The organism is Peribacillus sp. YIM B13482 (assembly GCF_042787975.1).
GTDB classification, from domain to species: domain Bacteria; phylum Bacillota; class Bacilli; order Bacillales; family DSM-1321; genus Peribacillus; species Peribacillus simplex_A.
Genome location: NZ_JBHZPF010000005.1, coordinates 39,493 through 59,974, shown reverse-complemented (window position 1 = coordinate 59,974; position 20,482 = coordinate 39,493). Strand labels below are relative to the sequence as shown.

17 protein-coding genes, 1 pseudogene and 1 riboswitch are annotated in these 20,482 nt (G+C 39.3%); of the genes and pseudogenes, 4 read left to right on the top strand and 14 right to left on the bottom strand.

Annotation, left to right across the window (positions count from 1 at the left end):
* Window positions 1–118 precede the first annotated feature (118 nt).
* The gene (locus ACFX4L_RS04855) at window positions 119–1,321 is read left to right on the top strand and encodes an MFS transporter (RefSeq protein ID WP_289337473.1); all 1,203 of its coding nucleotides are present in this window, start codon (window positions 119–121) and stop codon (window positions 1,319–1,321) included.
* A 935-nt stretch (window positions 1,322–2,256) separates the two neighbouring features.
* Here ACFX4L_RS04855 and ACFX4L_RS04850 read toward each other — a convergent pair.
* From ACFX4L_RS04850 to ACFX4L_RS04820, 7 genes are all read right to left on the bottom strand, one after another.
* The gene (locus tag ACFX4L_RS04850; protein WP_377404074.1) at window positions 2,257–3,519 is read right to left on the bottom strand and encodes a glycosyl hydrolase family 18 protein; all 1,263 of its coding nucleotides are present in this window, start codon (window positions 3,517–3,519) and stop codon (window positions 2,257–2,259) included.
* A gap of 221 nt (window positions 3,520–3,740) precedes the next feature.
* Window positions 3,741–4,490: a (S)-benzoin forming benzil reductase gene (locus tag ACFX4L_RS04845; protein WP_377382868.1), complete on the bottom strand. Its 750-nt coding sequence runs from the start codon at window positions 4,488–4,490 to the stop codon at window positions 3,741–3,743.
* Between the two features lie 80 nt (window positions 4,491–4,570).
* Complete coding sequence (gene cls / locus ACFX4L_RS04840) at window positions 4,571–6,028, bottom strand: cardiolipin synthase (protein WP_284470559.1); 1,458 nt, start codon at window positions 6,026–6,028, stop codon at window positions 4,571–4,573.
* Window positions 6,029–6,263: 235 nt separating this feature from the next.
* Window positions 6,264–6,527: a metal-sensitive transcriptional regulator gene (locus ACFX4L_RS04835; protein ID WP_061463458.1), complete on the bottom strand. Its 264-nt coding sequence runs from the start codon at window positions 6,525–6,527 to the stop codon at window positions 6,264–6,266.
* Window positions 6,528–6,700: 173 nt separating this feature from the next.
* On the bottom strand, window positions 6,701–7,144 hold the full coding sequence (locus tag ACFX4L_RS04830; protein WP_089363335.1) for an SRPBCC family protein: 444 nt from the start codon (window positions 7,142–7,144) through the stop codon (window positions 6,701–6,703).
* Window positions 7,145–8,048: 904 nt separating this feature from the next.
* Entirely contained in the window at window positions 8,049–9,479 is a 1,431-nt protein-coding gene (aspA, locus tag ACFX4L_RS04825) for an aspartate ammonia-lyase (protein ID WP_061463460.1), read from the bottom strand.
* Between the two features lie 23 nt (window positions 9,480–9,502).
* The gene (locus ACFX4L_RS04820) at window positions 9,503–10,492 is read right to left on the bottom strand and encodes an asparaginase (RefSeq protein ID WP_377382931.1); all 990 of its coding nucleotides are present in this window, start codon (window positions 10,490–10,492) and stop codon (window positions 9,503–9,505) included.
* 230 nt (window positions 10,493–10,722) lie between these two features.
* Here ACFX4L_RS04820 and ACFX4L_RS04815 point away from each other — a divergent pair, with 230 nt between their 5' ends.
* Window positions 10,723–11,127 carry a helix-turn-helix domain-containing protein gene (locus ACFX4L_RS04815; protein WP_377382872.1) on the top strand — a complete coding sequence of 135 codons (405 nt, stop codon included), beginning with the start codon at window positions 10,723–10,725 and terminating at the stop codon, window positions 11,125–11,127.
* A gap of 713 nt (window positions 11,128–11,840) precedes the next feature.
* Here ACFX4L_RS04815 and ACFX4L_RS04810 read toward each other — a convergent pair.
* On the bottom strand, window positions 11,841–12,008 hold the full coding sequence (locus ACFX4L_RS04810; RefSeq protein ID WP_162878727.1) for a hypothetical protein: 168 nt from the start codon (window positions 12,006–12,008) through the stop codon (window positions 11,841–11,843).
* 547 nt (window positions 12,009–12,555) lie between these two features.
* Between ACFX4L_RS04810 and ACFX4L_RS04805 the strand changes: the two are divergent.
* Together ACFX4L_RS04805 and ACFX4L_RS04800 are read left to right on the top strand one after the other, a co-directional pair.
* Window positions 12,556–13,574, top strand: a pseudogene (locus ACFX4L_RS04805) (IS1595 family transposase).
* A 150-nt stretch (window positions 13,575–13,724) separates the two neighbouring features.
* Window positions 13,725–14,216, top strand: a complete 492-nt coding sequence (locus tag ACFX4L_RS04800) for a DinB family protein (RefSeq protein ID WP_377382874.1) — start codon at window positions 13,725–13,727, stop codon at window positions 14,214–14,216.
* A 173-nt stretch (window positions 14,217–14,389) separates the two neighbouring features.
* On the opposite strand, the gene mmuM is transcribed toward ACFX4L_RS04800, so the two are convergent.
* The 6 genes from mmuM to ACFX4L_RS04770 form a co-directional block, all read right to left on the bottom strand.
* Window positions 14,390–15,352, bottom strand: coding sequence for a homocysteine S-methyltransferase (gene mmuM / locus ACFX4L_RS04795; RefSeq protein WP_377382876.1), 963 nt, complete (start codon window positions 15,350–15,352; stop codon window positions 14,390–14,392).
* Window positions 15,342–16,736 (bottom strand): S-methylmethionine permease, encoded by a 1,395-nt coding sequence (gene mmuP / locus ACFX4L_RS04790; RefSeq protein WP_284470555.1) that lies wholly within the window; start codon window positions 16,734–16,736, stop codon window positions 15,342–15,344. The genes mmuM and mmuP overlap by 11 nt, the downstream gene beginning before the upstream one ends.
* 82 nt (window positions 16,737–16,818) lie before the next feature.
* Window positions 16,819–16,921, bottom strand: a riboswitch (SAM riboswitch).
* A gap of 159 nt (window positions 16,922–17,080) precedes the next feature.
* Window positions 17,081–17,689 carry a flavin reductase family protein gene (locus ACFX4L_RS04785; protein WP_125161363.1) on the bottom strand — a complete coding sequence of 203 codons (609 nt, stop codon included), beginning with the start codon at window positions 17,687–17,689 and terminating at the stop codon, window positions 17,081–17,083.
* 18 nt (window positions 17,690–17,707) lie between these two features.
* Entirely contained in the window at window positions 17,708–18,316 is a 609-nt protein-coding gene (locus ACFX4L_RS04780; protein ID WP_284472050.1) for an alpha/beta hydrolase, read from the bottom strand.
* A complete protein-coding gene (locus tag ACFX4L_RS04775; RefSeq protein WP_377404071.1) occupies window positions 18,316–19,263 on the bottom strand; it encodes a ring-cleaving dioxygenase in 948 nt (315 codons plus the stop codon). The genes ACFX4L_RS04780 and ACFX4L_RS04775 overlap by 1 nt, the downstream gene beginning before the upstream one ends.
* Before the next feature lie 25 nt (window positions 19,264–19,288).
* Window positions 19,289–20,266: a ring-cleaving dioxygenase gene (locus ACFX4L_RS04770; protein WP_377382878.1), complete on the bottom strand. Its 978-nt coding sequence runs from the start codon at window positions 20,264–20,266 to the stop codon at window positions 19,289–19,291.
* Window positions 20,267–20,482: the final 216 nt, after the last annotated feature.

The window sequence follows — 20,482 nt, the reverse complement described above, 5'->3', positions numbered from 1 at the left end:
TATGGTAAAATCACCCAACCCGGCTCTTTCAATCTATTAAATGAAGGAGTGAATCCAGTGTAAATAAAAAACCATTCTAATTATCAATGGACTTTATTCTCGTAAAAGGATGGTACTCATGAAAAACAAATCGTTTCGATGCCTTTGGATCAGTCAGGCGTTTGCAAATCTAGGGGATATATTTTATGTAGTCGGGTTGATTTCACTATTATATACCTTAACGGGATCGGCCTTTTATTTGAGTCTGCTCCCTTTCACTACAACGATTTTTCGGTTTATCAGTAGTCTGCTTGCCCCCCTTGTCATCGACAGGTTTCCTTTAAAAGGAATACTTGTACAATCTCAATGGTGGAAGACTATCTTACTCGTTGTCTTAGGAATCTATATAACAAATTTCAATCATGGTTTTGCTGTTGCCGTCATATTCTTCATTGCCATGATTTCATTATTGGATGGAGTCGCTGCCCCGGTTAGCGCAGCTTTGGTTCCTCAATTAGTGCCAAAAGAAGAATGGATGAAGGCGAATGGTTTCTTGAATATGATCACCCAGACCATCTTTGTAGCAGGATGGCCTCTCGGTTCCGTCTTATTAATAAGTACCAACAGCAGTATCATTATCTGGCTTACGGTCATACTGTTTGCCGTTTCAACCCTCTATACAGTAAAAATTGAAGTCTCAGAACAAACAACGAACACCGTTCGTCCGTCAAACCGGGATTCGATTAAATCCGGATGGATAGCGATTCGCCATCTCCCAACTATCCGTACACTCATTTCCATTGATTTTATCACAACGTTAGCTTCAAGCGTTTGGGTAGCTGCCGTTATTTATGTATATGTTGATGAGAACTTGCAATTAGGTGAGGAGTGGTGGGGATACATTAACACAAGCTACTTTATCGGCATGATTTTCAGTGGATTGATTGTCATCCGTTTTGCCAAGTTACTAGAAAAACATATAGGATTCTTCATCATTTTCGGACTATTTCTCAGTGCAATGCTGATCCTGCTTTTTGGATCTACCAGTATTCCAGCATTCGCATTGCTGCTGGCATGTTTGTATGGTCTCCCTGAACAAATCCGGGAAGTGATTTACACCAAGCTATTCCAAGACCATGCTTCGGAAAAGACGCTTGCGAAAATTTATGCAGTTTGGGGAGCGGTCATCAATCTTACATTTGCCGGTTCTGTCTTGCTGTTAGGCTATATAACAGAAACATATAGTGTCGAAACAACGTTCCGATTTTCTTCCACCATGATTTTCCTCGCCTTTCTTTATGCGATTTTTAAAAGGAAGGACTTACATGGGAAAGAAACGTGATCAACCACTGTCTAGATCTAATATGCCTAGCCGATCCTTCATTCCTTTCGATTCACCGTTAAAGAAAAAGGAGCCTTGGTTTTTGAAGTAAACCCAAAAAGTTGACACTTTATTTAATTAGACAGCCTTGAGGGCAGGGATTTAATTTCTGTGTATTTATCCTCACGACCGAAGGCGTTTGCCCGTGCCATGTTAGAAATGGATTGAAGCAGATTTAAATCAATTTGTTTCCTTAGTTCATGGACTACTTTCGCTTTGTCTTTCTTTGTAGGGTTTTCTTTTCTTGAACTAAGGCATTCAACTTTTTTAAATGGTCATTCTCTGTACGTAAGTATTATCATTCGGCAAGAAGTGCTTCTTGAGAGCCTTTAGATGGCGGTGTTTTCTTGGTTTCTTTTTTTCATGGATAGACGCCCTTTTTTAAAAAAATTTAAGGGCGTCTATACATCCTTCCTGTAGAATCGAAGGAAGGTTATAGTGTACAACGGTCTCGCTGATCGATGTCTCATATTCATTTATATATTTAAGTACCTCTAGTTTAAAGGGCAGAGTGTAATTTGTATAGGATGCAGCAAGTCCTTCCATCACATGTTCAAGATAGCGAGCGACCCATCCTTTCAGAGGGGATAAACCACATTTCTTTCTTATGCAATGGATTTATAGGATTTTTCCCCTTCCAGTTACGCTAAAACTGCATGTATTTTTTCGTCTATCGTAGATTTAGTCAAAAAAATGGCACCTCCAATTGTTAGACAACATCTAACAATTGGAGGTGCCGTTCATTTTCCATGGCTCCCTTTCTTTTTAGCGATTAGAAGGCCACGAACACGATAGACTCACTTTAAAATCTCGGTGTGATTGCCTTGGTCCTGATGAAAGTCGCACAAACAAACAGACAAAAAAGTAAATTCACCTCCTCTTTTCCCAAATTCGTTTTATTTTATTATCAAGATATTCTGTTCCATAAACGCCCAATTCTGAGGGAATTGCAAACCAATCTGCCAATAAGTAGCCCCTATCAGTTCATATGCATCAATCAATGCATATTTAGCGCTTATCGAACGAATATCTTCTAACCAAACGACATGTTTCGAATTCTCTCTTCTATAAGAATAGGTAGGTGATGCCGCGGAAGTATCGAAAGTGATTTCAGAACTAGTTGCAATCGCAAGATTTTGGGCATTTTGCGCTGATAAAGCCTTAGTCTCATGGCTAGGCACTATCCAATCGTATCCATACATAGGAAATGCAGACTGTAATTTACTTCCTGGTATATTCGCCAAAGCATAACGGATAACCTCGCCCATCCACCAAAGAGGGGAAATGGGTTCAGGTGGGCCAGTTGGATACCCATAATCAATGGTCATCACGGCAACTAGGTCGGCTGCCTCTCCAATCCCCCGATAATCATGACCGCCTACAATTCGATTATCGGGATTATCTGCTGTTTTTGCATGTACGTTCACATGGAGGATCAGTTCGTTCAACCCCGCCTTTAATTCTTTTAAAAAAAGCACATAATCTGAACGTCGTGCAGGAGGGATGAATTCGATATCCATACTGACACCCCCATAGCCTTTCTCCCTTACGAAATTCAGCATACTATTGATTAAATTCGCTCTGAATCCTGAATTAGTGAGAACATCACCAGCCAAGTCAGCATTAAAATCCCCCTCTTGATAATTCCGGATCATCAATAGCGGCGTCACCCCGGCTTGCTTGCATTTCGCGATTAGGGGGAGGTCATCACCGTCAATGAATGCAAAGCCTTCCTCGGTAAAGGAATAAGCTACAATGGCTAAGTAGGATAATTTATCACCATTCTCCTCAAGTGTTTCAAATACTACCCCACTAGAAGTCGGGAAGGCAAACCCCAGCGTAATCAATTGATTTTTGTAAGGAGACGGAATCGAAATTTCTGTGCCAACCTTTAGCGAGCTCGCAACAATTCCTGGATTGGCCTTCATGATTGCCGCAGCACTTGTTCCAAAACGACTGCCTATTTCAGAAAGGTTATCCTGATTTTTAATAAGATACCTTCGATTCACCACATTTTGATTAGGTATATACAATGCCAGACCAGGAACCAAAGCTGCTGATTCCAATCCGTTGACTTCAATTATCCTCGATGGGTCAACTTTATTTTTCGTGGCGATTTCCCAAAGACTGTCACCTTTTTTCACAACAATGATCGTCATTCAAAACCCTCCAAACCCCCTCCAAAAAGTTTATGTTATTCAGGTTAATAGATAGAACGAATTATCTCATTTCCATAATGATGGTATCCCATGCGATATTTAAATGATGGGTTTTTACGAAGTAGAATAAAGGAATGCTTAATAAAAAAGAGGATGTCCAAAAGGACACCCCTCAATATGAGCCATCAATTGATTTTCCGTTTTACCCATTCTTACATACATCAAAGTAAATTCTTAATATCGTAAAACTTCCCATTCTCCAAATCTTCCACTTCAATTAGCTGCAATAGTTTTTCTGCCACAAATTCGGGACTCCTTAACATACCCTTCTCTTTATATTCATGGAATTTGTCTCGATTGGAAAAGTCCCGTTCGTCCGCTGACCGGATTGTTCCCTGCATCTCCGTATCCATTACACCTGGTGAAAAAGATATGAGAGACGTAGGGAAAGGTAATTTACCCTGTTCCGACCCTGCAACCCGCGTGAACATTTCTAGCCCTGCCTTAGTACTGCAGTAGGCAGCCCAGCCATGATAGGGATTTTTTGCTGCACCTGAAGATATGTTCACCATTACCTTCTTTCTATTCCAGTCCCGGGTTAGTTTAACGAATTCATCGGTCAATACGATGGGTGCCATGAAATTCACCCGCATGCTTGTTTCCAAATTTACCTGACCAAGGTTCCCTACCGGCTTTATCGGTTCTATGACACCTGCATTATTAATGAAGTAAATGTCACTTGTTTCATCGACAGCAGCAAGAATCTCAAGGATTAAGGAAGGTAACTTATCAGTCTCATTCAAGTCCATCGAAATGAATGTAAGTTTCGTCCCGAATTCTCCAGCCAGCCTCTCCATTTCAGGATGGGCTGTACGGGAAACTAAAATGCAATGATCACTCGTCCGCATACATCGCTTGGCAATGGCAGCACCTAAACCTTTAGAAGCTCCTGTGATTATAAAAGTTTTCACGGCATTCCCCCCTTTAATTGATCATTTTCTATTGTACCAAAAGAAGCGGCCTACATAGTAATGGGCCGCTTCTTTTTAAATTATAAAATGGGCGATACCAGTCTTGCAATGGACTCCTTAAAACGAATCCATCTTGATCGCTTTTCAAACTCTTCAATTGTAAGCTGCCTGCAGACTTGGATATCCTTATAAAAAATGCTTGTCAGTGTTTCGGCCATTCCTTCATCATAAATGAAGGCATTGACTTCAAAATTCAATTTAAAACTTCGGACATCAATGTTAGCTGTCCCCACCGAAGAGACCTCTTCATCCACGACGATCATCTTCGCATGTATAAAGCCGTTATCATAGATGTATATTTTAGCTCCCGCTCTTAATAATTGCCCTGCATTGAAAGTTGTTGCCCAATAAACGAAAAGGTGATCCGGTTTATTCGGAATCATAATTTTTACATCCAATCCAGACAAGCTGGCAATCCTGAGTGCATCCAATAAACTTGCATCCGGTATGAAGTAAGGTGTTTGAATGAGAATCGATTTCTTTGCTGAAGAAATTATTTTAATATAGCCATTTTTAATTTGTTCCCATTCAGAATCCGGCCCACTTGTCACAATTTGCAAATCTATATTGCCTTGAGGCTCTAAAGTAGGGAAATAATGAGGCTGATATGTTATATCATGGTGCTTTGATGCCTGATTCCAATCCAGGATAAAACGGGTTTGAATGGCTTTTACAGCTGAACCCCTTATTCGAAGGTGTGTATCACGCCAATAACCGAATTTTGGGTTAAGCCCTAAATATTCATCCCCTACATTAAAGCCGCCAACATACCCTACCTTTCCATCTATGATGACAAGCTTTCGATGATTACGGAAATTCAACCGTAAATTTATAAATTTTAACTTGGATGGAAAGAATGCCTCCACTAGTCCTCCTGCCTGCCTAAATTCCCTGAAGAAACTTTTAGTCATTCCCCTAGATCCCAACTCGTCATAAAGAATTCGCACTTTGACGCCTTCATTAGCTTTTTTAGTCAAAGCCTCAATGAATCGCTTACCAAGGCCGTCCCTTTGGATGATGTAATATTGTATATGTATATGGTTTTCAGCCTCTTCAATATCTTTAAAAAGCTGGTCAAACTTCTTTTTTCCTTCCGTAAAAATATCGACTTGATTATCTTCCGTAAGAACGGCATCATTGTTCCGGAGGTGCATATAAATCAAATCACGATAATTACTCGAAGAAGCATTTCGAAAGGGAAAATGATTTGTAGAAAGCTCTTCCATCTGTTTATCAAGGATTTCTTCAATCCCGACCTTCTTCTTGTCCTCCCATTGGAACAAATGGGCGTGCCTTAAACTCGTTCCAAAAAGGAGATATAAAATAAAACCAACTACAGGCAGAAAATATAACACCAATAACCAAGCCCAGGTCGTGCTCGCTTCCCTTCTTTCGAAAAATATGACAATCGTGGCAAATAATATATTAAGAATGATAACAAGGCCGAGCAAAACCGATGTAACATGCGTAAATTCCATAGCATACCCTCACTCAATTTTTATCCCCTTAAGGATAACATGCAAATTCTTTATATCAAAGGATTTGCTTATTATAAAAGGAAAACAGAGAATTCACAAAAATAGGCCTCCTCCTGTAGAGACCCATTTAATAAAAATATCCACTGCCCCACCAACATTTCCCAGTGTGAACAGATTGTTTTATAATCATTCTCTAAATAATCCCAACTCAACATGAACATAAATGTAAATTGACTTACCGGCTTTTCACCAATAAATTCACAGCTTCCTTGACTAGCTCCTCGGGATTCTTTTCTCCGGTTTCATTAGCCTCCCGAACGCAATCTACAAGATTGGAACTTACAATTACCCCAATTGTCCTGTCGATTGCGGATCTAGTGGCAGATAACTGCGTTACCACATCTCTACAATCTTTGTTTTCCTCCATCATTTTCAATATCCCACGAAGCTGCCCTTCAATTCGCTTCACTCTATTCTTCATCTGCTTATCATATTCCATGTGAGGTCTGCCTCCTACCTGCCAATTACTTTTGAATCCTATCCAGACTTCATCATAAAACCCGTTCAGTTTGAAGTGAAGCTTGAATAAAAATCTTACAATTTATAATACATACCACTTAGGTATAATTGTCAAGTGCCAATGATCAATATTCCTAAATCCATATGTAATTTCTATTTTTGTACAAGCAGACTTTGTGCAATAGCCTCAGAAAACTCGATTATCATTTGGGGAACGTAGGTTTTTAACAAAGCATTGACAATCGGGGCTTTAGCACCTTTTGCCGTTATCGCCAGGCAGCCAGTCATTTTAGTCTGTCCACTGCCGCACTGTTCTGCTAAAAAATAGCCATGGCCCTCAAATTTTTCATTTAACCCCTTAAGTTTAAATGTTACCTTATCGGGTTCGTTCCATTCCAATATATTCACTTCAAGTTTAATTTTCTTTTTCATTAGTCCCAAATCGCTTTTAAACTCCCATATAAGTGTCCCATCATTTATCATCTCATGATTGATATACCCTGGGACAAGAGGTGCCCAACGATTTATGCTACTTACAAAACCCCATACTGTTCTTATCGGAACCGGTAAAATGATACTATGCAATCCTTCTGACAAAGCACTTCCCCCTTAATTATTTTACTTACATCTTTTTAACGTATGGCTGAACAATAAAGATTAGACCGGATAGCAAATTATATTCCGAAACAAATTTTCACAATATTACTGTCGTATTTGTCTTTAAAAAAACTCTTTAAAGATAGTACACTATTAGTTCATAACTTTAATAAAGGCTGTTTTCACATACTTTGTTGCTATTTACCAGGTAGTGAGTTGTGGTTGATTTCCCCTCCAGATGCTCGCTTTCCGCGGGGCGGGCGGTGAGCCTCCTCGGCGTAAACGCCTGTGGGGTCTCACCTGTCCCGCTGCTCCCGCAGGAGTCTCGCACTTCCGCTCCAATCAGCCTTAAATAGTTTCGTTTTAAAAATAACAATCTTTACGAAAAGAGCCTTAATAAAAGATATCTTCACTATTTCAAAGAATCGCCCCTCTGAAATGGAAACCATCCTTTTTGTATCGTGTTATGTACTCAGTATAAATAGATTGTCGGGACCCATAATCTGCCTAATCAAGAGATCTGGTGTGGGCAGCCAAATCATAGTTGATAATACCACCTCCAAGGACGTTTATATTTTCAAAAAAGGTGATATTTTTTTGGAATAAACAATTATTTGCCATTTGGAAACTGGGCGAAGAATTCGATTTAAACAAATACAGAAGGAAGGAAGTGTAAACAATTGGAGAGCCGGGCCTAGCCGTAAGCAGCTATTTCGTTTCAAGAGGGGAACAAACGATTTAACTGTGGCTTAATGACACCTTTGACGATTGCCTTACCGAGGATGACTGAGTGAAAATTTCACATTAGAATATTATTTACAAATAAATAACTATGCCTTTAAACCAATGGTCCGAAAGGCATAGTTATTCCATAATTATATAGATTAATATTATCTTTTACTGATTATTCCCGATTAAAAAGAGACGCTCCCGCTATACCAGGCTTTGTCATCTCATAAGGATTTAAAATCAAATCCAGTTCTTCTTCTGTTAACACATCATACTGTAAACAAAGTTCACGAACTGATTTCCCCTTTAAAATCGCTTCACGCGCAATACGTGAAACCACTTCGTAACCAAGGTGCGGGTTGACTGCTGTAATCACACCAACACTTTGTTCAACATAATCTTTTAAATGTTGCTCATTCGCTTCAATACCTTCTAAACAATAATCTGTAAAGACATTGAATGCATTATTCATTATGCTAATAGATTGTAGTAAATTGAATACAAGCACTGGCTCCATTACGTTCAATTCTAATTGCCCTGCTTCTGAAGCTAAGCATATTGTATTATCGTTCCCGATCACTTGGAAAGCAACTTGATTAATTAATTCTGGCATTACTGGATTTACTTTTCCGGGCATAATCGATGAACCTGGTTGACGTGCTGGAAGTGTGATTTCTCCTAATCCCGCTCTTGGTCCTGAAGCCATCAAACGTAAATCATTAGCAATTTTAGACATATTCATCATGCATACTTTCAATGAAGCTGACACTTCAGTATAGGCATCCGTATTTTGTGTTGCATCTACTAAATGTTCTGCTCCTACAAGTGGCAATTCACTGATTTCAGCTAAATACTTAACAACATTTTCAATGTAGCGCGGATCTGCATTCAATCCCGTTCCAACTGCTGTTGCTCCCATATTCACTTCATATAAATGTTGACGTGATTGACTAATTCTTTTGATATCCCGCTCTAATACGCGACTATAGGCCTCAAATTCTTGACCGAGACGAATTGGCACTGCATCCTGAAGATGTGTGCGTCCCATTTTGATAACATGATCAAATTGTTTTGCTTTATTCTTTAGGACCGTACTCATCTTTGTCATTGTTTGAATCAATTGCTCTAATAGTCGTAGTGTTGATAAATGAATGGCAGTTGGAAATACGTCATTTGTTGATTGCGACATGTTAACGTGGCTGTTTGGACTAACATGTGCATAATCACCTTTGTTGTGTCCCATAAGTTCTAACGCTCGGTTGGCAACGATTTCATTGATGTTCATATTCATCGATGTACCCGCGCCGCCTTGAATTGGGTCAACGATGAAATATTCATGCCACTTTCCATCGATCACTTCATCTGAAGCTTTAACGATAGCGCTTCCAATACCTTCATATAACCGTTTCGTGTCCATATTCGCTAAAGCGGCTGCTTTTTTAATCATAGCAAGTGCACGAATCATTTCTTCATTAACTTTGTAACCGGTAATCGGAAAATTTTCTACAGCTCGTAAAGTTTGTATCCCATAATAAACATCTGCTGGAATTTCCTTTTCCCCAAGAAAGTCTTTTTCAATTCGGTATGTTTTTTCATCTATTAACATTTCCTCTTGCCCCTTTGTATGTTCTAGAATGTAATGTCCTCTGCAATCGGTGTTTCCATCATTTCCTTCACCTTTTTGGGTTCCTGTGTTTTTGCTAATACCCACATCAACTTAGGAACGATGGCTTCTGTATTCATATTTCTCGAACGAATGATGACATTCTTATTTACTTTTCGTCCCACTTCGTATATATCCATATCCTCCCCTTCTTCTAAACATTGGGTAGTAATGACAACGGATATTCCACATTCGACCAACTCATTCAATTTCTCTAAAATATTTCTTCCTTGAAATGGAATACCGCCGCTTCCATAACTTTCAATAACAATTCCCCGATATTGATTTTTCAGAAAATCAAAGAATTCCGGCTTAATTCCGGGATGCAGCTTAACTAAAGCAACATCAGTACAAAGGGATCCATCTAACTTAGGTTCCTTATTCTTTAGTGAATGAACTGGCTTAAGATACTCAATTTTATCTTCATATATGGAAGCAATATAAGGATAATTAATACTTTCAAAAGAATCATAGCTTTTCGTTCTCAATTTAATGGCCCTAGTACCCTGGATGACTCTACCATCAAAAACTACATATACTCCTCCGATATCTTCACAAGCAAACCGAATCGCATCAGAGATATTTCTTTTGGCATCCGTCTTTTTAAAGGCGATCGGGATTTGAGAACCAGTAATAATTATCGGTTTCCCTAAATTTTGTAACATATATGAGAGCGCAGCTGAAGTGTAAGCCATTGTATCTGTTCCATGGGTGATGACGAAGCCATCGTAATCATGGTAGTGCTCATGGATGGATTTTGCCATTTCTGTCCAATCCTCTGGCTGCATATTCGTACTATCAATATTCATCAAAGGCTTACTATCAATCTGACATTGTAAATCTAATCCCGGTAGGTGGCCTAAAATTTCGTCAGCCTTCATCTCAGGTACCAGTCCATTTTTCCCTTCTAACGAAGCAATTGTACCACCGGTAGTAATCAACATCAACTTCTTAATTTTTGACTTCAACTTCTCCAATATACTACCCCCTATAGAGCCTCCCTGTTTACCAATCATTCTAAGCATCTCAGAAAGGATGTACTTTGTGAATGTCTATATTACGCGTACACCATATGTAATTATAGTCATGTTCCACTGTGAAATCAAGCGTAAGTTATTCATTACGCGTACACTTCATTGTAATATGATGTTATAATAGTTTTATATATAAAAGGAGAGTAATAAAGATGATTTTAAATAGATTAACTGCATTAAGGAAGGGCAAAAGATGGTCTTTACAATATACGGCTGATAGACTCGGAATCGCTAAGAGTACCTATGCAGGTTACGAATCGGGGCACCGCCGCCCTTCATTAGAAACAATTAATTTATTAGCCGGCTTATATGAAACATCCACCGATTACATTCTAGGTAGAGTAGATTATCCAGTTTTTCAGTCTGAAAATGTTTCCACAGAGTCCAATCAAGTCATGGAATTAACGGATTTCCCAAACATGGAGCTAGCTGTCGATGGAACCTCTCTTTCTGAAGAAGAAATGATTCAATTTATTGCTTTTATTAGATCTAAGCGAGAATTGGAAGTAAATCGCAATAAACAAAATGAAGCAACAAGACATTGTGCTGAAATCTGATAAGTTGGACTTCTGATATAAATCTCGGCAGCAAATAAACGAAACCTGAGTATAGACTATCATATTCTGTAGCATTAAAAAGGTACGGGCCATACAGCATCAGCGTTCCTTAAAGTTATTCATGTCATTAGTATTTTTGAAGGTTTGGAATTGTTTTCACTATCTCCCTTATAGTTGGGAACTTCCGGGAGAAGGAGGCTATTAAGTTCATGAACTCCATTAAAAAAATCAGGTAAGTCGTCCTGGTTATGATTAATGTTGAGTTTTCACGTTCGTGACTCTCACCCCAATTAAGAATGAGTAAAAATTACTTACTGGTTTGTAGCTCTTCAATAAAATTTAGTTTTTATTAATTAATAGAAGAAAGTCGTCTTATTCAAAGATCAGATCATCCACCATTTTTATCCTATTCCCCATTTTCTTACTTCAAATAATATCAAGGGAATTTTGGTCCGATTCAAAATATATACGTTTTTAATAATAATTTCATATCGATATAAAATGGAACGGAAAGACTTATAGCATAAGAAATATCGGTTTAATACTCCGGCTTTTCCTTTTTATTTATTTGCAATGAAAGAAAAAACCATAGCAAAGCTCATGGTTTCCCCCATAACATAGCAATGAAATCTTTAAAAGTGAATTTTTAACGGCATCGGAAGTTGCTTAATCTCACTTTTAATAATGTCCCCACCTACATTCTGCTTCCCTGTTTAAGGCATCTCGTCTTCTTTTTCCCGATTTTTAAAAGCTTCATGTGTGACAATATCCTCAATCTGTTCATACTGTCGGCTGTGTTCCTTCTCTTCGCTTATTCTATTATTAGGTAAATTTCCAGGGTGACCTTTTTCTTTATGATTAAAATTTTTACCACGACTCATACTCATTCTCTCCTTCCTATTCTTGTTTGTTTAGTTTTCCCAAGCAAAAAAAAAATATGATTTAATTTCACTTTTTACTTTTTCGTTAATAACTGCTCATGCTGGGCCGACTTACATAAAGGATGTTTTTCAACGTTGTCACAAAGGATTCGACTTAAAATGAGCATGTGAATCCAAAACATGGCTGCAAAATCCCCAGTGTCAGTGAGTTGACGACTGGACCATCAATATTTGTCGAGAACGGCTCCCATCGTAAACTCACAGCAAACCCTGTCAGGACCCGAACAGCATATCTTAGCGATCATTTATATCCCGATCTTACACGCCTTTTTTTAAAGGGACTAGACAAAAATAAGCAAGGCGGCTGGTCCCGGTCTCTTTACATATTACTGAACGAATAAAGAGACCAAAAAGAACAGGTACCGCCTGATAAAGACGCTTCCTGTTCTTTTTGTTTTTGGCTTTGTTAAAGAATAATGTTGTTATTCGATTTGATCGAACATTCGTTCTGTATTGAACTAAAATTACTGAGAGGGAGTGAGTTTTAATGGCGGTAGCGGACATAATTAACCATATCAGAAATCTAAGCCAAAGAGACCAGCAGCGATTAAAGGAGTTCTTCACAGGGAGTGCGGGAGAAACAGAGTCTGTATTCACTGATGTATCAGAACAGAAACACGAAGACGGCTACACCTGCACCCATTGTCAATCCACTAATGTCATTCGCTTCGGTAAATATCAGGTAAAAACTACAATCAATACCATTGATTCGTCAAAGAGTGCGGTGAAACATTCACGATATGACGAACACTCCACTTCACAGAACTCATATGCCTAGTAAATGGCTTCAGTTCATCGAATGTATGACACCAATGAGTTTAGCTGATTTCCGAAGGGAATACCCTGCAGCTCATTATGTAACGCTTTTTATTGGAGGCATAAAATTCTAACTGCATTGAAACAGATGGATTTTGAACTTTTCGAAGGTATAGTAGAAATGGATGAAACCTATTTGCTCTATGCCGAGAAAGGAAAACGGAATATCCAAGGTCGAAAACCAAGGTTACGCGGTGGTAGTCCGGAGTTTAGAGGAATAAGTAAGGACCAAGTATGCGTTCTTGTAGCCAGAGACCGCCAAAAGAGAACGTTTTCCAAAACAATAGGACAAGGGCGTATTATAAAATGAAAGTTTGGACGAAGCGTTAGGTTCCAAGCTATCAATACAAAATGTTCTATGTACGGATGCTTGACGGGCGTTTATGACTTATGCCAAAGAAAAAGGAATTGAGCGTCATCGCTTTAAAGCAAATGGTAGGGAGCGAGTTAAAGGGGATTTATCACATCCAGAATGTAAATAGTTATCACAGCCGTTTAAAGAGCTGGATGGAGCGTTTTAATGGTGTAGCGACTAAATATCTAGACCATTATTTGAGCTGGTTCCAATTCTTAGACACCATCAAACATATAAAAGATAACTTTACGATAACCAAATTGGTTTTAGACAGTTGTTCTTTCTCAGTTAACACAACTTATGATAAACTAAGGTTATCAGAATTTTCCAAATAACGGAACGTTCATTGTTCCGTTATTGGGCCAGTTTAATTGAACAAGGAATTGACATGACACCTTAATTAGTGAGCTATCTACAACACGCCGCAAATGAATTTTGACCAAAGGGAATATCTATTAAAGGGATTAAATTGGAGGGAATAGGGAATGGATGTAAAGACACTTTTGTTACAACAATGGGCAAGCTGCTTAGATGAAGAAGACTGGTTTCCACCACTAGAAAAAGTGCTAGAGGACATCACTTTTGAACAGGCAATTTGGAAACCAGCTGATGGGGCAATGAATTCCATTTGGGAATTAGTTTGTCATTTACTTTTCTTTGAAAAGAGATATCTGATGCGATTTCTTGGTGAAACAGCGAATGAACCACAGGCAGAAAATAATGACTCTACATTTCGATTACCAACTGAGACGTTAGAAAATTGGAAGGAAACAAAACAAGAATACTTTTATGTTCATCGTGAACTTGGAAAAATACTAGAAAAATCAGAACATGAAGATTTGTATAGACAGATTCCAGGTGATAATTCATTAGTGCTTGAACTGAAGAGTTTAGCAATGCACGACGCATATCATATTGGGCAAATTGTATTCCTTAGTAAAATGCAAGGAGCTTGGCCAGAGAAACGCAGCTTTTAAAAAAGTTTCATTAGCTTTACCGTTATTCCATTATAGTAGGCTTTAATGCAATAAGAACGGGAACGTCCAAATCGGACGTTCCCATATTTTATAGCTAAAAAACAACAATACTACTTAACAAAGCCTTGTTTTTTATATAATGATTATTAAAAATAGTTGATATAGGAATAAAGCTATGAGGATACCACTTCGGAAGGTCGCCACTTTCTTGAAATCTCTTCAATATGATGAGGTGCCGTTCTGCAGCATCCTCCGATTAAACGTGCCCCAGCATGGTGCCATTCTTCAGATTTTGGTTCGAGCGTGTTACATGATTCTTGACCATGCCATGTTTTAGTTTGTGGATCATAGGTTTCACCAGAATTCGGATAAACTATAATTGGTTTTTTTGTGTTCGCACTTAACACCTTGATGGCGTCCGTGACAACTGATACTGGTGCACAGTTAATACCGATCGCAGCAATTTGCTCACTGTCCTCAAAGAACTTTGCACAATCCTCCAGCAATGTACCGTCACTTATTGCTTTCTCATTTTTCAAAGAAAAGGATAGCCAAGCATATACTTCTGGATAATCTTTCAATAATGAATTCAATACTTTTGCTTCTTGCAGGGATGGAATCGTTTCAAATGCTATAAGGTCAGCACCTGCTTCAATCAAAGCTGATATTCTTATTCGATGAAATTCTGCTAAAGTTTCATCTGAAACACCATAGTTTCCTACATATTCTGAACCATCAGCGAGGTAAGCCCCATAGGGTCCTACTGATGCAGAAACCAATGGCTTAGGTCTATTCGTTTGCGTCTCTTCCTTCCAAAAATCATCTCTCGCTCTTCTTGCGAGAAACACCGTTTTCTGAATTAACTTCAGGGCCTCTTTTTCTTGTATTCCACGCAAGGAGAAACCTTCAACAGTAGCTTGGTAGCTTGCAGTTATCGCACAGTCCGCTCCTGCACGGAAATAGTCAGTGTGAACCCGATAAATCACCTCTGGATTTTCAAGCAATACACGGGCAGACCACAGCGGATCGTCCAAATCACACCCATACCGCTCAAGCTCTGTAGCTAAAGCTCCGTCCAGAATCATGACTGAATGTTCTCGTAAAATAGCGTCAATTGGGTTAATTTTATTCTTCAAGATCTACGCCTCTTTTCTTTGAAGTTTGTGTTACATAATAACTTCCATAGCAAAACAAAATAAATGGAATACCACAATAAAGCGCAATCCGTTGTGTAGGATCAAATGCAATTCCTATACAAGAAGAAAGACAAAGCATGAAAGAAATGATTGGTACAAGCGGATATAATGGTGTACGATAAGCCAAGTCATTTACTGAATTTCCTTCTTTTATAAATCGTCTCCGAAATAGGAACTGTGAAGCGCTAATACTCATCCAAACTACAACCACGGCCAGACCCGAAATGGACACAAGCACTATATACACAGTATCCGGTGCAATAACACTAGAGAACAGGGCTAAACCACCGCCCAACATACTAAAAATGACTGAATATATCGGAACACCTCGTTTTGTTAATATTGCGAATATTGGTGATATGGTTTTCTTATCTGCAAGTGACCAAAGCATTCTGGAAGAGGCATATAGACCTGAGTTTGCAGCAGACAAAATGGCAGTTAAAATAACAAAGTTCATAATATCCGCTGCATACGGCACTCCAATTCGTTCAAGAACGGCCACAAAGGGGCTTTCTAATACGCCTGCATCCGAAATAGGCAATAATGCGGATAATACAACGATGGTTCCTACAAAAAAGATAATCAATCTCCACAATGTCAGACGAATTGCCTTTGGTATCGTTTTTTCTGGATTCACAGTTTCTCCAGCTGCAATTCCGATTAATTCAGTTCCAGAAAATGCAAAATTCACTGCAAGCATCGTCATGATAATGGCAAAAGCACCATTAGGAAATAAACCTGCACTTATAAAATTGGAAAATAGCGGTGCTGATTGAGAGTTAGTCATTGGAATATAACCTACCATTGCAGCAACTCCCAAAATAATAAATATCACGATCGCAATTACCTTTATTGACGCAAACCAAAATTCAGATTCAGCGAAAAACTTGACAGTCAGTGCATTTAATACAAAAACCAAAATGGCAAATAGAGCACTCCAAATCCAGACATTGATTGATGGATACCATCTCTGCATCAACAATCCAGCGGCCGTGAATTCCGAACCTAGTGCAACAGTCCAAGTTAGCCAATACAACCAGGCTACTGTATACCCTGTCCCAGGTCCAATGTATTTGGCTGCATAGCTATGAAACGCACCTGTCTCGGGCATATGTACTGCCAGTTCACCTAAACATAGCATGACCAGATAAACCACTAGTGCCCCTATCAGATACGAAAGGATAGTGCCAAACGGGCCAGCCTGTTGAATCGTATAACCCGTACTTAAGAATAAACCAGTTCCAATCACCCCCCCAAGCGATAGCATGATTAAATGCCGTGCTTTCATTTCCCGTTGAAATTCATGCTTCCTTTTGTTCTCCATTCATACTCCCCTTCATCCTGCATCCAGAAAAAACGAAAACGCACTCTAATAAGAGTGCGTTACTGACAAATAAAAACGTAGGGTCTCATCTATCAGGGTTTCACCCCCTGGAATTAGCACAGTGTCGTAGCAGACCTGTTGCTGAGGTTTCATAGGGCCAGTCCCTCCACCTCTCTGGATAAGAAATTTATTTTTTTATTACTTTATCAATCTATGAAAAAATTGTCAAGTATTTGTTTTGGATTGTAAAGACTTGCTTTTTTGCGGGCAAGTCGCTCAAGACTTGGAGATAACGGAAGATATAAAAAAAAGACGACATCTTTTTAAAGGTGTCGCCACAATTCTTAAGGACGTTCCAATTCAAATAATTCTCCTAGTTTTGTATAAGTATGACCCGCTAATCTTGCGACAGGTTTTAGCCCATTCTGGTCAATTCGGCCATTATGGTAAATATCTTGCTCTATATGATAGCAGACAATTTTCCCTATCAATAAATCACAACCGGGTTTATTCTGGGAACCTGCCAATGGTATCGCATGCTCTAATATGCACTCAAAGCGTACCTTTGCTTCTTGCAATCCTGGTACGGATACCTTATCACTGACAGCTGGCGTGAAATTGGTAAGACCCAATTCACTTTCGTCAGATGGGAGTTCCTTCGCCGTTCGATTTGCATCAGCTACATTATTCTCATCAGTGATATGAACAACGAATTCACCTGTTTGAATTGCATTTCGAGCCGTGTCCTTTGAAACTCCTTCTTTCCGTTGAACAGAAATGGAAATCATTGGAGGATTTGAACTGACTATGTTAAAAAAGCTGAACGGCGCTATATTGATTGTACCGGTTTCGGATTGTGTCGTAACCAAGGCTATAGGTCTCGGTATAATGCTTCCAGTCAAAAACTTATAATTATCCCGTTCAGTAAGACTTTCAGGATTAACAGAAATCATCTTCATTCCCTCTCATTCTTATAAAAAGTTCTTTTGAAACCATGAACCCGCTGCCTCAACCTCTGAACGTGTTAACTGATGACCGTAATTTTCCCATTGAACATCCACTGTAGCACCAGCTTGCAGTAAAAGTTGATTAAGTTCATCAGTTTCTGCTGCCGGGCAAATCGGATCGTTTTTACCTGCAGCAATAAATACAGGTATATCCGAAAGGGACGGCAAAGCAATCCCTCTTCTAGGCACCATGGGATGATGAAGAATCGCTCCTTGTAATGCCACTTCGAAATGGAACAGCAAACTTGCCGCTATATTTGCACCATTGGAATAACCTAATGCTACCACTCTTTCACGGTCGAAGTCATATTTTTTGGACGCTGATTCCAAGAAGTCATAAAGCTCCTTCGTACGAAAGATCAAATCTTCTTCATCAAAAACCCCTTCGGATAACCGGCGGAAAAAACGAGGCATTCCGTTTTCAAGTACATTTCCCCGTACGCTCAATACGGATGATCCCGGTGAAACCATTTCCGCTAATGGCAAGAGATCTGTTTCCGTTCCTCCAGTGCCATGTAAAAGCAAAAGCAATGGCGCTTCTGGATTACTTCCTTTTTGAAAAATATGCTTCATCATTTATCCTCCTCCAGTACTCTCGGCACTGCCGGCAGTAACGTTTTCTCCATGATTCCCCTTTTTTCTTCCAGCCATGGCGGCAGCATTAATTTACTACCCATCGTTTCCTTCGTTTCATCATGAGCGAAGCCAGGTGGATCTGTGGCAACTTCAAAAAGTATGCCTCCATCTTCCCTGAAATAAATGGCATCGAAGTATTGACGGTCTGTAAAGGGTGTCACACCATAGCCATGGTTGGCGATATGCTCCCTCCATTCTTTATGATCTTCATTATCGATGGCACGCCATGCAAGATGATGGACAGTTCCCACTCCGATGTTCCCATTTGGCAAAACCGTTTTTTTAACATCTATCAAATTTCCGATGTCCGATGTGGATTTGAAGCGGATGTAATCGCCCTCTTCCCCAATTTTTTGCAAGCCCATCACTTTCTCTAATAGTTCCATCGTTTTGATCGGTTTTGACGTCAATAATACGGCACCGCCGAATCCCTTGACCGCCTTGGAAGCTGGTACACCGCCGAATGACCACTCGCTATTTTTCCCTTCTTTACGCTCAACCAGTTCAAGTCGCAAACCATGGGGATCTTGAAATTCCAGATATTCCTCTCCAAAACGTGAAACTTTCTCGAATACTATATTAAACCTGTTCAACCGCATTTCCCAGAAATCCATTGAACCTTCCGGAACCGCATATGTTGTAATCCCCACTTGTCCAGAGCCAATTTTCCCTTGGTATGCCGCTGGCCAAGGAAAGAAAGTGATGATGGTCCCTGGTGAACCTGATTCATCCCCAAAATATAAATGATAGGTTCCTGGGTCATCAAAATTGACGGTTTTCTTCACCATGCGCATTCCCAATACTCCAGCATAAAAATCCACATTCTCTTGAGGATTGCCTACAATTGCTGTTATATGATGTATTCCCGCGGTTTTCTTTTGCATGCCGATTACTTCCTTTCCCGGTTGATTAATTTGTTGATTTTGTATTTAGTGGTTTTAAATTCGATTCAATATCCTGTCTTTTCGATCCTAAAAAAGGTGGTAAGGCAAGGTTTTCACCTAGGTGCTGCTCTGCTTCATCCACTGTAAAACCAGGTCCATCTGTCGCTAGTTCAAATAAGATGCCATTCGGCTCCCTGAAATAGAGGGAACGAAAATAAAAGCGGTCTACATAACCCGAGTTCACAAAATTCGATTCACTAATTTTTTCTATCCATTTTCTCAGTTCCCCTTCATTATCCACCCGAAAGGCAACATGGTGTACTCCGCCCCTCCCCAATCGTTCTCGAGGGATGTCCTTCCTTTCTTCAATATGGATTTCCGCTCCTGTTCCACCTTCACCTGTCTCGTAAACGACAATCGGATTTTGCCCCCTTAAAGAAGATGGGTATGTTCCTGATTTCCGGAACCCCAACACCTCCGTTAGAACGCTTTGTGTCTGGTCAATATTGGGTACAGTGAGTTTTACTGGTCCTAATCCAATGATGGAAAACTCTTGCGGTACCGGGCTTCCATCCCATGGTACACCTGCTTGAATTCCGTTACTACCCTGATCGGAAACCAGAAGAAGCCTTTGCCCCTCAGGATCTTTAAAAGAAAGCACCTTTCTTTTAAAACGGGTCGATATTTCATCATGCTCAACATTGCATTCTACAAACCGTTTTTTCCAATATTCAAGTGCTCTATCATCCCTAACCCTTAAAGAAATTTCTGAAATGCTATTGTTTCCTTCGTGAGTGCGGGCGGCATTGGGAATTTCAAAAAACGTCAGTTCTGTACCAGGAGACCCAATTTGGTCTCCATAAAATAAGTGATACACACGAACATCATCTTGATTCACCGTTTTTTTGATTAATCGCATCCCTAACACTTTCGTATAGAATTCAAAGTTGTTTCCCGCTTTAGCTGTAATCGCTGAAACATGATGTAATCCTTTTAATTCCATCTGTACCACTCCTATCTTTATAAATCTCCCCTTACGGAGATGAATTATCCGCAAATAATATCTTGAATTCGAGATATTTAACTAGAGGTAAATTACTTTTAATAAAAATATCTTGATTTAAAGATAAATGATAGTGATTTATTTGTCAACCTTTCTTTCATTTAAATATTTCACCCGCATTCACTTATAATAAAATATTAAAACCAGGTCAAAATA

Bases quoted from the DNA above. Each gene is read 5' to 3' on its own strand.
- ACFX4L_RS04855 (WP_289337473.1), top strand. From the start codon at position 119: ATGAAAAACAAATCGTTTCGATGCCTTTGGATCAGTCAGGCGTTTGCA.
- ACFX4L_RS04850 (WP_377404074.1), bottom strand. From the start codon at position 3,519: ATGACGATCATTGTTGTGAAAAAAGGTGACAGTCTTTGGGAAATCGCC.
- cls (WP_284470559.1), bottom strand. From the start codon at position 6,028: ATGGAATTTACGCATGTTACATCGGTTTTGCTCGGCCTTGTTATCATT.
- ACFX4L_RS04835 (WP_061463458.1), bottom strand. From the start codon at position 6,527: ATGGAATATGATAAGCAGATGAAGAATAGAGTGAAGCGAATTGAAGGG.
- aspA (WP_061463460.1), bottom strand. From the start codon at position 9,479: ATGTTAATAGATGAAAAAACATACCGAATTGAAAAAGACTTTCTTGGG.
- ACFX4L_RS04815 (WP_377382872.1), top strand. From the start codon at position 10,723: ATGATTTTAAATAGATTAACTGCATTAAGGAAGGGCAAAAGATGGTCT.
- ACFX4L_RS04810 (WP_162878727.1), bottom strand. From the start codon at position 12,008: ATGAGTCGTGGTAAAAATTTTAATCATAAAGAAAAAGGTCACCCTGGA.
- ACFX4L_RS04800 (WP_377382874.1), top strand. From the start codon at position 13,725: ATGGATGTAAAGACACTTTTGTTACAACAATGGGCAAGCTGCTTAGAT.
- mmuP (WP_284470555.1), bottom strand. From the start codon at position 16,736: ATGGAGAACAAAAGGAAGCATGAATTTCAACGGGAAATGAAAGCACGG.
- ACFX4L_RS04785 (WP_125161363.1), bottom strand. From the start codon at position 17,689: ATGATTTCTGTTAATCCTGAAAGTCTTACTGAACGGGATAATTATAAG.
- ACFX4L_RS04780 (WP_284472050.1), bottom strand. From the start codon at position 18,316: ATGAAGCATATTTTTCAAAAAGGAAGTAATCCAGAAGCGCCATTGCTT.
- ACFX4L_RS04775 (WP_377404071.1), bottom strand. From the start codon at position 19,263: ATGCAAAAGAAAACCGCGGGAATACATCATATAACAGCAATTGTAGGC.
- ACFX4L_RS04770 (WP_377382878.1), bottom strand. From the start codon at position 20,266: ATGGAATTAAAAGGATTACATCATGTTTCAGCGATTACAGCTAAAGCG.